At 69.8% G+C, this 16,722-nt stretch carries 11 protein-coding genes; 1 reads left to right on the top strand and 10 read right to left on the bottom strand.

Features of this window, described 5'->3' with window-relative positions; all coding sequences use genetic code 11:
• The first annotated feature begins 73 nt into the window (after nucleotides 1-73).
• Nucleotides 74-976 (top strand): LysR family transcriptional regulator, encoded by a 903-nt coding sequence (locus HEP73_RS14235; protein ID WP_185820469.1) that lies wholly within the window; start codon nucleotides 74-76, stop codon nucleotides 974-976.
• Between the two features lie 156 nt (nucleotides 977-1,132).
• Here the strand turns inward: HEP73_RS14235 and HEP73_RS14240 are convergent, their stop codons facing one another.
• From HEP73_RS14240 to HEP73_RS14285, 10 genes are all read right to left on the bottom strand, one after another.
• Nucleotides 1,133-2,230, bottom strand: a complete 1,098-nt coding sequence (locus HEP73_RS14240) for a toxic anion resistance protein (RefSeq protein ID WP_185820470.1) — start codon at nucleotides 2,228-2,230, stop codon at nucleotides 1,133-1,135.
• A gap of 47 nt (nucleotides 2,231-2,277) precedes the next feature.
• Nucleotides 2,278-2,997 carry a hypothetical protein gene (locus HEP73_RS14245; protein WP_185820471.1) on the bottom strand — a complete coding sequence of 240 codons (720 nt, stop codon included), beginning with the start codon at nucleotides 2,995-2,997 and terminating at the stop codon, nucleotides 2,278-2,280.
• Nucleotides 2,994-8,339 (bottom strand): DNA repair ATPase, encoded by a 5,346-nt coding sequence (locus HEP73_RS14250; protein ID WP_185820472.1) that lies wholly within the window; start codon nucleotides 8,337-8,339, stop codon nucleotides 2,994-2,996. The genes HEP73_RS14245 and HEP73_RS14250 overlap by 4 nt, the downstream gene beginning before the upstream one ends.
• Before the next feature lie 128 nt (nucleotides 8,340-8,467).
• Nucleotides 8,468-10,456: a flotillin family protein gene (locus HEP73_RS14255; protein WP_185820473.1), complete on the bottom strand. Its 1,989-nt coding sequence runs from the start codon at nucleotides 10,454-10,456 to the stop codon at nucleotides 8,468-8,470.
• Entirely contained in the window at nucleotides 10,453-11,148 is a 696-nt protein-coding gene (locus tag HEP73_RS14260; protein ID WP_185820474.1) for a hypothetical protein, read from the bottom strand. The genes HEP73_RS14255 and HEP73_RS14260 overlap by 4 nt, the downstream gene beginning before the upstream one ends.
• Before the next feature lie 277 nt (nucleotides 11,149-11,425).
• On the bottom strand, nucleotides 11,426-12,088 hold the full coding sequence (locus tag HEP73_RS14265; protein WP_179563833.1) for a phosphoribosylanthranilate isomerase: 663 nt from the start codon (nucleotides 12,086-12,088) through the stop codon (nucleotides 11,426-11,428).
• Nucleotides 12,085-12,858, bottom strand: coding sequence for a tRNA pseudouridine(38-40) synthase TruA (gene truA / locus HEP73_RS14270; RefSeq protein ID WP_185813294.1), 774 nt, complete (start codon nucleotides 12,856-12,858; stop codon nucleotides 12,085-12,087). The genes HEP73_RS14265 and truA overlap by 4 nt, the downstream gene beginning before the upstream one ends.
• A 6-nt stretch (nucleotides 12,859-12,864) precedes the next feature.
• Nucleotides 12,865-13,104, bottom strand: coding sequence for a hypothetical protein (locus tag HEP73_RS14275; protein WP_185820475.1), 240 nt, complete (start codon nucleotides 13,102-13,104; stop codon nucleotides 12,865-12,867).
• 62 nt (nucleotides 13,105-13,166) lie between these two features.
• Entirely contained in the window at nucleotides 13,167-15,191 is a 2,025-nt protein-coding gene (locus HEP73_RS14280; protein WP_185820476.1) for a type IV pilus assembly protein FimV, read from the bottom strand.
• 466 nt (nucleotides 15,192-15,657) lie between these two features.
• Nucleotides 15,658-16,683, bottom strand: coding sequence for an aspartate-semialdehyde dehydrogenase (locus HEP73_RS14285; RefSeq protein ID WP_185820477.1), 1,026 nt, complete (start codon nucleotides 16,681-16,683; stop codon nucleotides 15,658-15,660).
• Between the last annotated feature and the right edge of the window lie 39 nt (nucleotides 16,684-16,722).

Below are 16,722 nucleotides of genomic sequence, written 5' to 3' on the forward strand. Positions count from 1 at the left end.
GGCCTGCACTTTAGCGCACGCGTCGCCGCGTAAAAACCGATAAAGTCTGCGCATATCCGTCAGGAAATCTCACATGTCCGGTCTGCGCCGCCTGCCCTCGCTGAACGCGCTGCGCGCGTTCGAGGCCGCCGCGCGGCTGCGCAGCGTCGGCGGCGCGGCGGCCGAGCTGCACGTCACCCATGGCGCGGTCAGCCGCCAGATCCGGCTGCTGGAAGAGGAACTGGGGCTGGCGCTGCTGCAGCGCGAGGGCCGCGGCATCCGCCCGACCGCGGCCGGCGAGCGGCTGCGCGACGCGGCCGGCGGCGCCTTCGCCCAGTTGCAGGACGCGGTGGCGGAACTGCGCCGCCCAGCGCGGCCCAGCGCGCTGGTGCTGGGTTGCCCGGGTAGCATCCTGGCGCGCTGGATGATTCCGCGACTGCAGGCGCTGCAGCGCGACCTGCCCGCGCTGACCCTGCACCTGTCCGCGCACGAAGGCGAATTCGGCGCCGAGCTGGACGGCTTGGACGCCGCGCTGCTGCTCGGCCAGGCGCCGTGGCCGGACGGTTGGCAGGTCCACGTGCTGGCGCCGGAGCGGATCGGCCCGGTGCTCAGCCCGGCCCTGCCGCAGGCACAGGCGCTGGCGGCAGGGCCGCCCTCGGCACTGCTGCAGCAACCGTTGCTGCACACCGCCTCGCGCCCGCAGGCGTGGCCGTCCTGGGCGCAGGCGCACGGCGTGAACCCTGCCGCGCTGCGCTACGGCACCGGCTTCGAACACCTGTACTACCTGCTCGAAGCGGCGCTGGCCGGCATCGGCGTGGCGATCGCGCCGCAGCCGCTGGTCGCCGACGACCTGGCTAACGGCCGCCTGCTGGCGCCGTGGGGCTTCGCCGAGACCGGCGGGCAATGGGCGCTGTGCGCGCGCCGGGAGCAGCAAGATCCGCGAGTGGAAGCGCTGGCGCGGTGGCTGGCGAGCGAGTTGCGGCAGGGCGGCGATTGAGCGTCTTTCGCTTGTTTGCCGGGAACCAGCGCTACGGCAATGGCATCGAGAAGGCGGCCCTCGGGTGTGAGGCGTTGTTGGATGTCTGTCGCGGCTGAAGCCGCTCCTACAGTGGCTTCAGCCTGTCGGCCGCTGCGCGTGGTCGGCGCGACCGCCTCAGCCGGCCGGGGTCGGCGCGGCCAGGCGCTGCTGCAGTTCGTCGCGCAATCGCGCAAGTTCGACCTCGGCCGCGCGCCGCTGCTGCATGCCGTCGCGGTGGATCTCGCGCACCTCTTCCACCGTGGCGATCAACTGCTCGTGCACATGGCGCAGCGTATCCATGTCGATCACCGCGCGCTGGTTGGCGCGCGCGGTGTCCACCGAGGTCTGCCGCATCAGCTCGGCGTTGCGGCGCATGATGTCGTTGGTGGCGTCGTCGATGGCGTTGGACAGCGCCGCGGCATTCTGCTGCTCGCTCAGCGACAGCTGGATCGCGAACTGGCGCTTCCACGACGGGATGGTGATGTCGCGCACGGTGTTGAACTTCTCGATCAACTGCAGCGCGTTGGCCTGGATCAGGCGGATCATCGGCAGCGCCTGGTCGGCGGCATGCTGCATCACCTGCAGGTCGCCGACGCGCTTGTCGAGCAGGCGGATGGCGGTGTCGATCTCGGCGCGCTGGCCGCGCGCCTGCGGATCGTCCTGCCCCGCCAGCGCCAGATGTTGATGCTGCAGTTCGGCCAGCCGCAGCTTGCCGGCAGCGACGTGCAGGCCCAGCTCGCGGCGTTCGGCCTGCACCATCTGGTGCATGCGATCGAACTCGCCCACGCGCTGGCTCAGGCTCGTCTGCTGCGCACCGACATCGCGCAGCAATTGTTCGATCTGGCGGTTGGTGTCGCTGAATTTCTGCACCAACTCGCCCTTGGAGGCGCGCAGCCGGTCGATCAGGCCGCCGATCAGCGGCACCCGCGAGCGTTCGCCGAGCTGGTCCAGCTTCAGCGCGCGCGCGATCCGCACCACTTCGCCGAGCTTGTCGCCGGTGGCTTCGAGATCGCGGTTGCGTACCTGCTCCAGCAACTGGCTGGAAAAGGCCGCGGTATGCGCGGCGACCTCGCTGCCGAACAGGTGCAGGCTGCCCGGAGTCAGCTCGCGCAGCCCTTGCGCAAGCGCGGCGATCTGCTCGCGATCGTCGGCCACCAGGCCCACGGCCTTGAGCTCGGCCGCATCGGGTGTGGCCGGCGCAACCTGCGGCAGCAGCGGATTTTCCTGGGTCATCGTGCTTCTCTCCTTCGATAGCGGGACGCGGCGGCTCGGGCGCAGGCTCAGCGCAGTCTAGCCCGCATCGCCTGGAGTTCGGCCAGGATGCGCTGCTGCGCCTGCGCGGCGCGGGTGGTGTGGGCTGCGCCATGCGCCGCCTGCAGCGCCGACTCGGCCTGCCGCCACGCCGGCAGCAGCACCTCGCGGATATGCCGATAGCGCTGCAGCAACTCGTTGCCCTGCTGTTGCAGCAGGCGCCACTGCGCGGCCTCCAGCCGCCAGGCGACAGCGACGCGCTGCAGGTGATCCAGGCGCCGGCTCCAGGCCTCGGCCAGCTGCGTGCCGTCGGCCGGCACCGGCACGGCGGCGATCCAGCGTTCGAGCGCGGCGACGCCGGCATCCGCCGCAGCAGCCAGCGCGCCATGGCCATCGAGACGCTGCTGCAATCCGGCCGCCTGCTGATCGGCGCGCAGCAGCACCACGCCCATCTGCGAACTCAGGGTCTCGGCCTCGGCCTGCGCTTCCAGGTCGCGCCCGAGCAGCCGCCCAAGCACGCCGCTGGCGCGACGGATGCGCTGCGGATCGCGCGCTTGCAGCGCCTGCTGGATGTGCTCCAGCTCGCGGACCAGCGCGGCACCGCCATCGGCTGTCGCGTCGCGCTGCGCCAGCGCCTGGCCGACGGCGTCCAGCAACAGCGCCGCGTAGCTTGCCGCGGCCTGGGCGTCGCCCATCTGCAGCGGCGCGGCAGGCGGCTGCGGCAGCGCCGGGGCGATGTCCGCACTCACGCCGGGCTGGGCTCCGGATCGTCGCCGCGCGCGGCCCCGGCCTCGCCGTAGAAATGCCGCGCCAGCGCTTCGTCGAGTTGGCGTTCGGCCAGCGTGCGCGGGCGGCGCTCGCGCGGCGCGACCGCGGCCGGCGGCGCCGGCTCGCGCAGATAGGCGCGGACTGCCTCGGCCAGGCCCGCGAGCGCCTGCCCGGCCTGGGCGTGGCCTTCGTGCGAGCGCGCCAGCGCGTCCAGCAACGGCTGCAATTCAGGCATCGGCGGCGAAGCAGGCGGCGGCGCCGAAGCGGATTCGGAAACGGCAGGGGCCGGTAGCGCACGCTCGCGCTCGGCCAGCACCTGCTGCAGCAGCGCCAGCATCTGCTCCCAGCGCTGTTGCGCCGATGCGGGTTCGTCGCGCAGCACCTGCAGGCCGCTGGCGATGTCGGCCAACTGCGCCACCATGCGTCCGCCGACATCGGCCTCGTCCGCGCCCATCGCCTTGTTGCGCAGGAAATCGCGCTTGATCTGCTCCCAACGCGCCAGGTCTTCGGCGCCCATCGCGCCGCGCAGTTCGGCCAGCTTGAGCAGGTTTTCCTCGGCGCCGCTGGTCAGCAATTGCGCCTCGCCCAGGTAGTGGTCGGAGATCAGCTGCTGCAGCTCGGCCTCGTTCATCACCGGCGAGATCTTCTCCGCCAGCTTGTTCATGTTGCGGTAGCTGCCCTGCAGCCGGAACGGCGGCTCGCTGCGGTAGCGATCGTCCTGCGCGGCGCTGGCGATGTACTGCTGGTTGACCCGATAGACCACGTCGCGCACGCGCAGCATGCGCTGCAGGGTGGCGACGATCTCGTTGATCTCCGCGCCGCTGTAAGCGTGGCTCAGCGCGTTGGTGGAAATCTCCTTGCCGCGCGCGCGCTCGACCAGCAGGTACAGATCGGCCAGCTCGCGGGTGGCCAGCGGCGCCAGCACCGGATTGGAGGTCAGGCTGTTCTCGATGTAGCTGAGCACGAACGCGTCCTCCATGCCGCCGAGCACGTCGCCGAGGTTGTAGACGTCGGCGCGGTTGGCGAGCATGTCCGGAATCTTGAACACCTCGCCGGACTCGGTGTACGGATTGCCGGCCATCACCACGCAGAACTTCTTGCCACGCATGTCGTAGGTGCGGGTGCGCCCCTTCCATACGCCCTCGATGCGGCGGGTGCCGTCGCACAGCGAGATGAACTTCTGCAGGAACTCCGGATGGGTGTGCTGGATGTCGTCGACATACAGCATGGTGTTGTTGCCCATCTCCAGCGCCAGGTTGAGCTTGAGCAGTTCCTGCCGCGAGGTGGCGTCCGGCGCCTGCTCCGGATCCAGCGAGCGTACCGCGTGCCCCAGCGCCGGGCCGTTGATCTTCATGAAGACCAGGCCGAGGCGGCTGGCCACGTATTCCATCAGCGTGGTCTTGCCGTAGCCCGGCGGCGAGATCATCAGCAACAGGCCCATCAGGTCGCTGCGCTTGTTCTCGCCGACGGTGCCCATCTGCTTGGCCAGGTTGTCGCCGATCACGCCCAGATAGACCTCGTTGATCAGCTTGTTGCGCACGAACGAGGACAGCGGCCGCGCCTTGAACTCGGAGAGCCGCAGCTGCTCGCGTTCGCGCACGATGACCTGCTGGCGCAAAGCCTGGTAGTGGCGAAAGCCCGGCACAAAGGTTTGTTCGTGGCGGTGCAGGCGCGCCAGGAAATCGTCGATGGCGATGGTCAGGCGGCCGCCCTCGATGCGCGGATGCTCGCCGAGCAAGCCCTCCACCGTGGTCATCAGCAGCACCTCGCTGTGCTGGCTGCGCAGCCGCGAGGCCAGCAGCACGATCGCCACCGCTTCCGGCACGTAGCCGGCATAGGCGAGGAAGCGCGGATCCTGGCACAGGCCGTGCAGCCAGTGGCTGGCCAGGGCCCAGCCGGCGGCGAGCTGGCCGCGCACGCGCTCCAGCGAGCGGTCGAAGTCTTCGCGCAGGCCGGCCTCGCCCAAGCGCGCATGCAAGGCGTCGAGCAGTTCGCGCGCGTGGCGGCTGAGCGGGAAGGTCGGCTCGCCCAGCGCCAGCTCGGCAGCCAGGTAGGCGGCGGCCGCCGCGGCGTGGCCGGCATCGAACGGCAGCAGGCTGTCGTCGAGGAAGCGCTGCAGCGCCTGCTGCATCTCGGCCTGCAGCGCCTGGCGGCCCTCGCCTGCGCCGAACAGGCGGAAGATCGCATCGGCGCCGGCTTGCCGCGCGACCCACGCCGCGACCGCGGCGTCGCGCTGGCGCTCGGCCCAGAACGCCATCGCCAGCGCGCGCGCGGCCGGCGCATGCACCAGGGTGCCGGCTGCCTGATGCAGCGGCAGCAAGGCCTGCAGGATGCGCGTGGCGTCGTGGTCGTGGATGCCGCGCTCGTAGCCTTCGCGATAACGCGGCGCGGCGAAATCGCGCACGCTGCGGGCCAGCGCGTCGGGCGTGGCCGCCTGCTGCTGCAGGCCCGGCAGGTCGAGTCCGTCGCGGCCGGCCAGCGCGGATTCGAGCAGGCTGCCGGCCAGGTATTCGCCGCGGTACAGGTCCGGCGATTCCGAATCCAGCGTCACCTGCCAGTAGGCGCGCGTCGCCTCCAGCGCGGCGTCGTGCAGCGGCTCCAGATAGTCGGTGCCGGTGAGGTGCAGGGCCAGCCCGTCCTCGCGCGGCAGCAGGGTCAGATCCAGCGCCTGGGTGTTGACGCTGAAGCGGTGCCGCGGGCCGAGCCGGACCACGTTGCCGCCGGACTCGAACAGCTCGCTGCGGTCGCGTAAGGCGCGTACCGCCTGGTCGCGCACGCCCTTCAGGCGCGCCTCGACATCGTCGGCCTTGACGCTGTCGCGGTAGCCGCGCAGGCGTTCGGCCAGTTCGCGCAGCTTGAGGATCAGCGGATCGCCGGCGAAGAAGGCATTGAGTTCGTCGGCCGTGGCGAAGCGTTCGGTGCGCCTGGGCAGGCCGTCGAGAATGCGCGTGGCGGCGTCGAGCAGCGAGCGCGCCTTGCGCTGGCGCTCGTCGAGCAAGGCCTGCTTGTGGCTGTCGAAGGCCTCGATCAGTTCTTCGCGCTTGCTGAGGATGTCGCCGAGGAACTGCTCGTGCTCGCCGAACTGGCTCTCCAGTTCCTCCAGCTGCAGCAGCAACCGCGACAGCTGCTCGTCGGCGCGCTCGGGATCGGTGGACAAGGACAGCGCGCTGGTGATGGCCTGGCCGAACAGCGCGAACTGCGCCGCGAACTGGGCCACGCTCTCGGCCGAGCCCAGGGTCTTGCGTCGCTGCTCGGCGCGCGCGCGCGCCTGGTTGAGCCGCGCATAGACTTCGGACAGGGTTTCGACCACGCGGGTACGCTCGGTGGCATCGTCGACCTTGAGCCCGGCCATCAGCTCGGAGAGCAGGTCCAGGTCGTTGGACAGCGCCTGCATCGCCTGCAACTGTTCGGACAGCGCGCGCGCGGTGACCGCCGCTTGCGCCGCCGCGTCCAGTTCGGCCAGGCGTGCGTTCAACGGCGCCAGTGCGGTCTCGCTGCCGAGGAAGCGGCCGGTGGCCGCGCCGACCGTCTCGTGCGCCCGCTGCAGCGCCGCGCCCATCGCATCGATCGCTGCGGTATCGATGTAACGGTATTCGCGGATCGTCAGCAGCTGCCCGCGCTGGGCGGCGATGGCATTGAGCGGCTCGACGAACTCCTGGATGCTGGTCCAGTTCTCCGGCTGCAGCCGCGCCAGCAGCGCCTTGTGCGCGGCGACGGCGTCGACCATCGCCTGCTCGGACTGCTGGCGGATCGACAGCACCTTCTCGTATTCGTCTAGCACCGCTTCGCCGGCGGCGCTGATGCCGCGCAGCACGCCGCCGAGACCGCCGCAGTGTTCGTCGTCCAGCCAGTGGTGGGCGTCGAACAGGCGCCGCGCGTCCTCGACCAGCAGCTCGTAGCGCTGCACCGAGACCTCGTCGTGCTCGATCGCGCGTGCCAGCCCGAACAGGTTGGAGATGCCGCGCACCAGTTCGGCGTTGCCGATGCGGCCGAGGAAGCTGTTGCCCGGCGCGCGCCTGGCGGCGAATTCGTCGCTGCTGAACGGGGTCTGCCAGACCTGCATCGGATGGATCCGGGTCGGCTCGGTACCTTCGGCATGGAACAGCACCATGCGCCCGTCCTGCAACAGCGCATAGCCATGGCCGAACACCGGGTTCTGCAGCGCGCGGCGGATGGTGTTGTAGACGAACAGCGCCGACTTGCCGCCTTCGCGCTCGTAGAAGATGTACAGCACGTCCTCGCCGTTGGGCGAGCGGATCGCGCGCTTGAACTGCATGCCGTCCATCGCCGCGTCGAACGCCTTGTGATCGCCGTTCTGCAGGTAATAGCCGCCGGGGAAGATGATGCCGTGGTCCTCGGGCAGCTGCACGCAGGCCTGCACGATGGCGTCGTTGCGCACGATGCGGCCGCTGAGCGTGTTGTAGATCAGCCCACGCCATTGCGTCTCGCGGTACGGCAGCACCTTGAGCAGGACCAGGGTGCCGACCCGCGCGAAATCGAACTGCGCGTCGTCCAGCGACTGGGTCTTGTCCTCGACCGGCTCGCTGTAGATGCCCTGCCCGGTCTCGGTGTTGTCCTCGACCTTGATGGTCAGGTCGCCGCCGATGGTTTCCACGAACAGGGTGTCGAGGATGTTCAGGTGCGAATGGCGGCCGTTCACCGCCATCTCGCGGGTGGCGCGGGTCCACTCGAAATCGAACGGCGGCGGCAGCGCGATGTCGCGTTCGCCGCGCGCGTCGATGTAGGTCAGTTCGCCGGCGCTGTCGATCGCCCAGCGGAACACGCGCACGTCGGCGCTGCGCTCGCCGATCTGGAACGACGCCAGCAGCTTGCCGCCGATGACGATCAGTTGCAGCAGCCGCGCATGCTTGTAGTAGGCGTACAGCTCGCCGAAGTCGTGCACGAAGCCGGGCTGGCCGAGGAAACTGCCGGCCACGTCGATCGGACTGACGTCGTAGCCGTCGGCGCCTTCGACCAGCCGGTACAGGCCGAACACGTCCTCGATGCGGGTCTGGTTCTTGAGCCCGAGGAACACGTTGTAGCCGAACAGCAGCATGTCCTGGCCGACCTGCACGATGTCGCGGCCGACGCAGTTGTTCTCGGTGCGGATGCGGAAGCGCCCGACCACCTCGAGCCGGCTGTCGCCGAATTCCTGCAGGCGCTGCGCGTTGAGCGCCTCGACCGCTTCGTGCAGGCGCGCGCCCTGCTCGACCAGGCGCCGGCGCAGCACGTCGTAGGCGCCGCCCTGGGCGACGGCCTGGTCGACCTGGGACGGATTGGTGCCCTCGGGCTGCGGATCGGTCGGGGATTGGGTTGCTGCCATCGTCAACGGCTCCTGCCGGCTTGCATGCGGCCGGCGCGCATCGCCGCGCGCCGTGTTCTCAGCGGGGTCCGGCGGCACGTGGCCGCCGTTGGATCGCGCAGCGCGCGCGGATCAGCCCTGGTCCAGGATCACGGCTGCGCGACGGGCAGCGCGACGGCGCCATCCGCCGCCACCGGCTTGTGCCGCTCCACGCCCAGGTAGCGCTGCATCAGGTCCTGCACGATCGGGCTCTTGTCGGCCAGACCCTCGATCGATTTGCCGAGCGAGACCGCCTTGATCAGGTTCTCGAACATGCCGCCGTCGCCGCCGACCAGGTCGATATCGGCATTGCGCAGCGCGCTGGCGATGACCTCGGCGTTTTCCTTGGACACTTCCTTGCCGGCCTCGATCGAGGCCAGCGCCTGCTTGAGGCTGGTGTCGAGCATCATCCGGAACTCCTCGTGGCCGCGCGCGGTGTCGCTGAGCGCGCCGATCGCCTCGAACTTGCGGGTCAGGCCCTCGGCCTCGGCGAACAGGCGCTTCTCGACCACGTTCGCCTCGGCCAGGCCGATCGACTCGGCCGCGCTGGCCTTGGCCTTGCCCATCTGTTCCTCGCCCTGCGCCTTGGCCTGCAGCGTCTCGGCCAGCACGCGCGCATCGTTGCTGCCCTGCTTGAAGCTGGCGTCGGCCTTGGCCTCGATCACCCGCGCCTCGGCGATGCCCACCTTCTCGATCGCCAGCGCCGAGGCTTCCTTGACCTGCGCGTCGGCCAGGCCGGGCGCGGCCTTTTCGGCGCGCATGCCGTCGGCCAGCAGCTTCTTGGCTTCGGCCTGCTTGCCCGCGGCCTCGTGCTCGGCCTGCGCCAGGGTGGTCAGTTCGACCGCGCGATGCTTGGCCGCGGTCTCGCTTGCCTGCGCTTCCTTGACCTGGCGCACCAGCTGCTCCTGCGCCTTGGCCTCGGCTTCCAGGATCGTCACCTGCTTGTGCCGGTCGGCCTCGGCCACTTCGCGCACTTCCTTGATCCGCTCCTCTTCCTGGGCCACGGTCTTGTCGATGGCGATGCGCTCGCGGGTGATGTTGGCCACGTCCATCTTGCCGTTCTCGACCACCTTGTCTCGCTCAACGCCCTGCAGCTGCACTTCGCGATCGGTGGTGACCTGCTCCAGTTGGCGCGCGCGCGTGACCCGCTCGACCTCGATGGCGACCGCGCGCTGGCGGTTCTGTTCGGCGACCTCGACCTCGCGCATGCGGTTCTGCTCGCGGATGTCGATCAACTGCTGCGCCTCGATGCGCGCATTCTCCGACAGCTGGCGCTGCTCTTCCTGCACCTTCAGCGTCTCGGCCTGTTCGCGCGCGCGGATCGTGTCGACCTCGCGCTTCTGCCGCGCCTCGGCCTCGGCCTGCTGCCGCTCCAGCGCCAGCAGTGCCTCGCGCGCTTCCACGTTCTTCTTGGTGATCGCCAGCTTCTCGTTCTGCTCCAGCTCGTTGGTCACCACGTTCTGGGTGGCGGTCAGCTCGGTGATCTTGCGGATGCCCTCGGCGTCGAGGATGTTGTGCGGATCCAGCAGCGACTTCGGAGTCTGCTCCAGATAGTCGATCGCCACGTCCTCGAGCACGTAACCGTTGAGGTCGTTCCCGATCACCGCGATGATCTCGTCGCGGAATTCCTGGCGCTTCTCGAACAGTTCGGTGAACTGGAACTTCTTGCCGACCGTCTTCAGCGCCTCGGAGAACTTGGCGTTGAACAGTTCGTCGACCGCATGCTTGTCCGAGGCGCGGTCGGCGCCGATCGCCTTGGCCACGCGCAGCACGTCGGCCTGGGTCTCGTTGACCCGCAGGTAGAACGCGACCGCGATGTCGGCACGCATGTTGTCGCGGCAGATCAGGCCTTCCTTGCCGCGGCGATCGACCTGCAGGGTGATCAGACTGATCCGCATCAGCTCGGCGCGGTACAGCACCGGCACGATCAGCGCGCCGGTGAAATGCACCTTCGGCGTCGAACTCATGTCGTTGACGATCAACGCCACGCCTTGGTCGACCTTGCGGTAGAACGCCTTGAACAGGCCGGCCAATCCCAGCAGCAGCACCAGCAGGATGCCGACGCCGATCAGAAACGGCGCCATCGTCGCAAAACTCATCGGTGGATCTCCTTATCGCCCGCAATCAGGCTGTGGGGTAACGGCGAACCCGGCTGATCCTGCTCGCGGGCCACCAGGTAATGATTGTGCGCATGCACGTAGTCGACCAGCACGACGCGCTCGCCGCGCAGGTATTGGCTGCCGGCCGGCGCGCGCACCTGCAGCACCAGTCCGGCGCCGCCGTCGTCGACATTGGCGTAGCCGCTAACTGTATCGACGCGCGGCGAGGCGATCACCCCGACCTTGCCGAGCAGCGACTGCTGCGCGACCGGACGCAGCTTCAGCAGCAGGCGCCGCAGCGGCCGCAGCATCCACGAGGTCAGCGGCACCGCCGGCACCAGCGCCAGCAGCGCGACCGCGCTGCCCAGGCCCCAGCGCACCCCGTCCGGCACCCCCTGCAGCAGGAACAGATGCGCGAAATAGGTGCCGGTCCAGGCCCAGAACGACAGCAACGCCACCACCAGCATCAGCGGCGCACCGCCCAGGCCGAGCCGCGCGAAGATGCCGGAAATGCCATGCAGGCCATGCTCGGCGCCGTGCGCGCCATCCACATGCAGATGCAGATGCCCGTCGGCGAGGTGGTGATCGGCAATGCCGGTCGCGGCCAGCAGCCAATAGATCGCCGAGAATCCCAGCAAAATACTGTACGGCAGCGTGGGAAACCCCAGTGCGACGCTCAAGAACTCGGCCATTCCCTCATCCATCCCTGTGCGGGCAGCGCACATCGCCATCAGGCGCGTGCGCTGTCGCTTCATCCTCATCGGCCGGCAGCGCGCATCACGCGCGGCGCGGCATCGCCGACCGACCCCTGGTCCGGATCATACGATAAAGGCGTGACCGCACCCAGCGCGGCGCGTGAGAGCCATGGCGGTGGCGCGTCTGGATCTGGCGGCGCGCGGAGCGGCCGATTGCGCAGCCATACTGCTGCGTACGCGGCCTTGACGACCTAGCGTGGCGGCGCAGTCCGCTCTAGCAGTTGGTGTTCAACTCGTGGCAATCGGCGCGGCGCACTTCCTCGACGAACTTGCGCATCTTGTGCCCGTCCTTGATGCCGGGCTGACTCTCGATGCCGCTGGACACGTCCACGCCCCACGGCAAGGTGGCGATGATCGCGTCGAACACGTTGTCGGAGGTGATGCCGCCGGCCAGCAGGAACGGCCGGTGCAGGCCGGTGGGCAGGCGCGTCCAGTCGAAGGTCTTGCCGGAGCCGCCGCTCTCGCCCGGGGCGTGGCTGTCGAACAGGAAGCCGGCCGCGTTCGGGTACTGCAGCTGCAGGGTGCGTGCGTTTATGTCGCTGCCGCCCATCGGTACCGCTTTCAGGTACGGCAGGTTGAATCCGCGGCAGAAGCCGTCGTCCTCGTCGCCATGGAACTGCAGCAGGGTCGGCCGCACCGTGCGCAGCACTTCGCGCACCTCGTCCTTGGGGTTGTCGCGGAACAGAGCGACCACGTCGACCATCGGCGAGGCGGCCTGGCGCATCGCGCGGGCCTCGGCCGGCGCCACCCGCCGCGGGCTGCCGTGGGCGAACACGAATCCCACCGAATCCACCCCAAGTTCGCCCGCCAGGCGGATGTCGCCGGCACGGGTCATGCCGCAGAACTTGATGCGGGTGCGATACAGGGTTCGATTCATAGGGTGACCTCGGCCGGTAGCTTCCAGATATCGGGGTAGAGCGGACCGACGAAGACCAGTCCCTGCGGCGGCGCCGTCGGGCCGGCGACGCTGCGGTCGCGCCCGGCAAGCAGTTCGCCGATCCAGGAAACCGGCTTCTCGCCCGTTCCTACCATGATTAAGGAGCCTACGATATTGCGCACCATGTGATGAAGGAATGCATTGGCCTGGACCTGGACCTCGACGACCTCGCCGATCCGGGTCACCGCGATCGCCTGCAGCTCGCGCCGTGCATGCAGCGCCTGGCACTGGATGCTGCGGAACGCGCTGAAATCCTGCTCGCCCAGCAACGCCTGCGCGGCGGCATGCATCGCCTCGGCCTGCAGCGGCCGCCGCTCCCAGCTCAGGGTCTGCCGGTACAGCGCCGGGCGTACCTGGCGGTTGAGCAGGCGGTAGCGGTAGCGCCGCGCGCGCGCCGAGAAGCGCGCATGGAAATCGTCCGCGGCCGGCACGCACCAGCGCACGCACACCGACGCCGGCAAGCGCGCGGTGGCGCCGAGCATCCAGCCGCGCGGCGCGCGCGGCGCATCGCAATCGAAATGCACGACCTGGCATTCGCCGTGCACGCCGGCGTCGGTGCGCCCGGCGCAGACCACGCTCACCGGCGTATCGGCCACCGACGACAGCGCCGCCTGCAGCGCCGCCTGCACGCTCGGCCCACCGGATTCGCCGAGCTGCTGCCAGCCCTGGAACTCGCTTCCGTCGTATTCCACGCCCAGCGCATAACGCATCGCGCCCTACTCCGTCACAACGCGTAATGCGGGCCGCAGCGGCCACGGCGCTGCGTTGCGGCACGCGCGCGAATATGGGCTGGTGCGCAGCCGAGCGGCACTCGCCGCAGGCAGGCGCAGCCGCGGCAACAGCGCAGCCGCGATGCAGGTCCCCGGCGCCGCCATGCTTGCCTCGCGCGCCAGCCGGGACAGCGCCTGGCGGCGTGTCGGCGGCATCACCGCAAGGTCGAGGAGGTGTTCGCGCATCGTCGCATTCCCTGTCGAGGCAGCGCGGCGGCGGCGACTGCGCCGCACGCCGCCTGCGCGCATCAGCTCAAGCGGGCCAGCAGTTGCTGGGCTTCGGCCCGCGCCGCCGGATCGCCGCCGGCCGCCACTTCGGTCAGCAGAGTGCGCGCGGTTTCGTTGTCGCCCAGGTCCATGTAGGCCACTGCCAGCTCCAGGCGCTCGCGGCCGATCGGCGGATACGCGGGCTCCGGTTCGACGCTCGATTCGGCGGCGGCAGGCAGATCGCCCTGGTGCCAGGTCGGCTCCTGGCGTTCCGCCACCACCGGCGCGACCGGCGTCGGCGCCGACACCGACGGCGGCTGCCGCCATGGTTCGTCGGCGTCGAGCGGCGACTGCGTCGCCGGCGCGACGTCGGCGTCGGGCTGTAGTGCGAAGTGCGGATGCTCCGCGGCAGGCGCAGCGTCGGCGTCGGCGTCGGCTTCGTCGTGACGCGGCGCATGGCCGGCAAGCTCGCGCTCGAATGCGTGGTCCTGGTACGCCCGATCTGCGTCGGCCGCGTCTTCGGCCAGTTCGCGCTCGTGTTCGTCCAGCGGCGGCAGGTCCGGCGCGTCCACCTCGCGATGCGCCACCACCGGCACCGCCGCGGCCAGTTCCGCCGCGTCGTAGCCGTGCCGCGGCAGCGGCGGCAACGGCGAAGGCTTGCGCCGGCGCGACAGCAGCAGCGCGCCGATGCCCAGCACCAGCAGCGCCAGCCCGCCCCACAGCCACAGCGGCCAGCCGCTGGAGGCCGTAGCCGGCGCGGGTTGCGCCTGCGCCTGGGTCTGCCCGGATTGCGCCAGGCGCTTCTGCGCCGCGGCCAGATCGCTGTCCTTCAGTGCGATCAGTTGCTGCTGCTGGGCCTTGAGCTTTTCCAGCTGTTCGACCCGCGAGCGCAGTTCCTGGACCTCGGCATCGCGTGCCGCGAGGTCTTCGCGCGCCTGCTGCAATTGTTGAGTCGCCACCATGTCTCCCTCGTCGCCGGCACCGGTGCCGGACTTGGTTCCTGCGTTGTCGCGCTGCGCCGGCACCGCCGGCGCGATTTCCAGGCGTGCGCCCGACGCCGCCGTGGCCGTCGCGGCGGCGGGTTTGGCGGTGGCCGGCGCAGGCGCATCGGCCTGCTGCGCCTGTGCCGGCTGCGGCACCGGCGCACGCGCCTGGCGCCATTGCGCGGCCTGTTCGCGGACGATGGCGGTGGCCGCAGCGGCATCGATGCTGGCCAGCTCTTCCTGACGCGGCGTGCGCAACACCGCGCCCTGCTTGAGCAGGTTAACGTTGCCGCGGATGAACGCATCCGGGTTGGCGCGCAGCAGCGCGACCATGGTCTGATCCAGCGAATGGCCGCCGCTGCGCGCCAGCTGCCCGGCGATCTGCGACAGGGTCTGCCCGCGCTGCACCGGCGCCAGCGCATCGCCGGGGGCCGCCGCGGGTGCCGGGGCGCTGCGGACCGGCGTGGCGGGAGCGGCCGACAGCGCAGGCGGCGGGGTGTTGGCGACCGCTGGCGGGGCCGTTGCCGGCGCCGGCAACGGCTCGCTGCGGACGATGCGGTCGGACGGCGCGGCGGCGGCCGGGGCGTCGATCGCCGGCGCGTCGATCGCCGCGGCGGTGTTGGGCGCGTCGAGCAAGGCCGAATATTCGCGGATCAACCGGCCCTGGCCCCAATCGACCTCGATCAGGAAGCTCAGCGACGGCACCTCCACCGGCATCTGGCTGCTGACGCGGATCACCGCACGACCCTGGTTGGTCTGCGCGAAGCGGAACTGCAGGCTGCCGACCAGGCCGTCCGGGCGCTCCAGCCCGACCCGGGCGAAGGTCGCCGGCGAGGCCAGCGCGACGCGTGCGTTTTCCAGCTCGCCCGGTTCGTTGGAGATCACCGGGATCTCGGCCAGGAACGGCTGGCCGGGTTTGGACAGGACGCGGATGTCGCCCAGTCCCAGCGCCAGCGCGGCCTGGCTGCAGGCCAGCAACAGCAGCGCACACGCCACGCGCCAGCCGCGGCTCGTGCCGAGTGCAATGGAAATGCCTGCGCCGCCATGGCGGCGGCGTCGGAAGAAGCGTGGTTGTAGGCGCATCACGCCCCTGCCCTTGGTGTCATGGCGTGCAATATAGCCGTTGCCCTTTGGATTGTGGCGTTCGTCTACGCGGCTGTGCGACTGGACCCTTGCAGCAACGCGTCGCCTTGCTCCCCTTCTCCCACCGGGACCACGGCCCCCTTTTGGGGGGAAGGTGCCCCGTAGGGGCGGATGAGGGTAAGGGCGAAGCCTCATAGGATCGAAACAGTGCGAGGGCTTCGCCCCGTACCCTCACCCCCGACCCCTCTCCCGAGGGGAGAGGGGAGTCTTGGCTTCGCTTGTTGTGCTGCGCGCTCGGGCACCCTTCCCTTCTCCCTGCGGGACCACGGCCCCCTTTTTGGGGGAAGGTGCCCCGAAGGGGCGGATGAGGGTGCGTGCGAAGCCTCATGAGATCGAAACAGTGCGAGGGCTTCGCCCCGCACCCTCACCCCCAACCCCTCTTCCGAGGGGAGAAGGGAGATGTCGCTCAGCCTTCCTGCGCCACCAGCTCGGCCAGTTGCACCGCGTTGAGTGCGGCGCCCTTGCGGATGTTGTCGGAGACGATCCACAGGTTGAGGCCGCGCGGATGCGAGATGTCTTCGCGGATGCGGCCGACGTAGACCGCGTCGTTGCCGGAGGCGTGGGTGACCGGGGTCGGATAGCCGCCGGCCTTGCGCTCGTCGACCACTTCCACGCCCGGCGACGCGGCCAGCAGCGCGCGCGCCTGCTCGGCGCTGACCTTGCGCGTGGTCTCGATCGCCACCGCTTCGGAGTGGCCGTAGAACACCGGCACGCGCACTGCGGTCGGGTTCACCTGGATGTTGTCGTCGCCAAGGATCTTGCGCGTCTCCCAGACCAGCTTCATCTCTTCCTTGGTGAAGCCGTTCTCGAGGAAATCGTCGATGTGCGGGATCAGGTTGAAGGCGATCTGCACCGGGAAGCGCTGCGGGTCGATCGCCTGGAAGTTGAGCAACTGGCCGGTCTGCTTGCCCAGTTCTTCCAGCGCCGAACGGCCGCCGCCAGACACCGACTGGTAGGTGGCCACGTTGATGCGCTCGATGTTGTATTCGCGGTGCAGCGGCGCCAGCGCCACCAGCATCTGCATGGTCGAGCAGTTGGGGTTGGCGACGATGCCGCGCGGACGCTGCTTCAGCGCCTCCGGGTTCACTTCCGACACCACCAACGGCACGTCGTCGTCGTAACGGAAGGCCGAGGAGTTGTCGATCACCACCGCGCCGGCCGCGGCGAACTTCGGCGCGTATTCCTTGGAGATGCCGCCGCCGGCGGAGAACAGCGCGATGTCCACGCCGGTCGGGTCGAAGGTCGCCAGGTCGAGCACGGTGACCTTCTGGCCCTTGAACTCGACCTGGCCGCCGGCCGAGCGCTCGGAGGCCAGCGGGTACAGCGTGGCGATGGGGAAGTCGCGTTCGGCGAGGATGCTCAGCATGGTTTCGCCGACAGCGCCGGTGGCGCCGACGACGGCGACGTTGAAACGACGGGATTCGTTGCTCATGGGAGATTGTTCGATCGGTAGGAGAAAGGGGGAACAGCC

The sequence above is a fragment of the Xanthomonas sp. GW genome (assembly GCF_014236815.1).
Classification (GTDB): Bacteria; Pseudomonadota; Gammaproteobacteria; order Xanthomonadales; family Xanthomonadaceae; genus Xanthomonas_A.

Bases quoted from the DNA above. Each gene is read 5' to 3' on its own strand.
- HEP73_RS14235 (WP_185820469.1), top strand. From the start codon at position 74: ATGTCCGGTCTGCGCCGCCTGCCCTCGCTGAACGCGCTGCGCGCGTTC.
- HEP73_RS14240 (WP_185820470.1), bottom strand. From the start codon at position 2,230: ATGACCCAGGAAAATCCGCTGCTGCCGCAGGTTGCGCCGGCCACACCC.
- HEP73_RS14250 (WP_185820472.1), bottom strand. From the start codon at position 8,339: ATGGCAGCAACCCAATCCCCGACCGATCCGCAGCCCGAGGGCACCAAT.
- HEP73_RS14255 (WP_185820473.1), bottom strand. From the start codon at position 10,456: ATGAGTTTTGCGACGATGGCGCCGTTTCTGATCGGCGTCGGCATCCTG.
- HEP73_RS14260 (WP_185820474.1), bottom strand. From the start codon at position 11,148: ATGGCCGAGTTCTTGAGCGTCGCACTGGGGTTTCCCACGCTGCCGTAC.
- HEP73_RS14265 (WP_179563833.1), bottom strand. From the start codon at position 12,088: ATGAATCGAACCCTGTATCGCACCCGCATCAAGTTCTGCGGCATGACC.
- truA (WP_185813294.1), bottom strand. From the start codon at position 12,858: ATGCGTTATGCGCTGGGCGTGGAATACGACGGAAGCGAGTTCCAGGGC.
- HEP73_RS14275 (WP_185820475.1), bottom strand. From the start codon at position 13,104: ATGCGCGAACACCTCCTCGACCTTGCGGTGATGCCGCCGACACGCCGC.
- HEP73_RS14280 (WP_185820476.1), bottom strand. From the start codon at position 15,191: ATGCGCCTACAACCACGCTTCTTCCGACGCCGCCGCCATGGCGGCGCA.
- HEP73_RS14285 (WP_185820477.1), bottom strand. From the start codon at position 16,683: ATGAGCAACGAATCCCGTCGTTTCAACGTCGCCGTCGTCGGCGCCACC.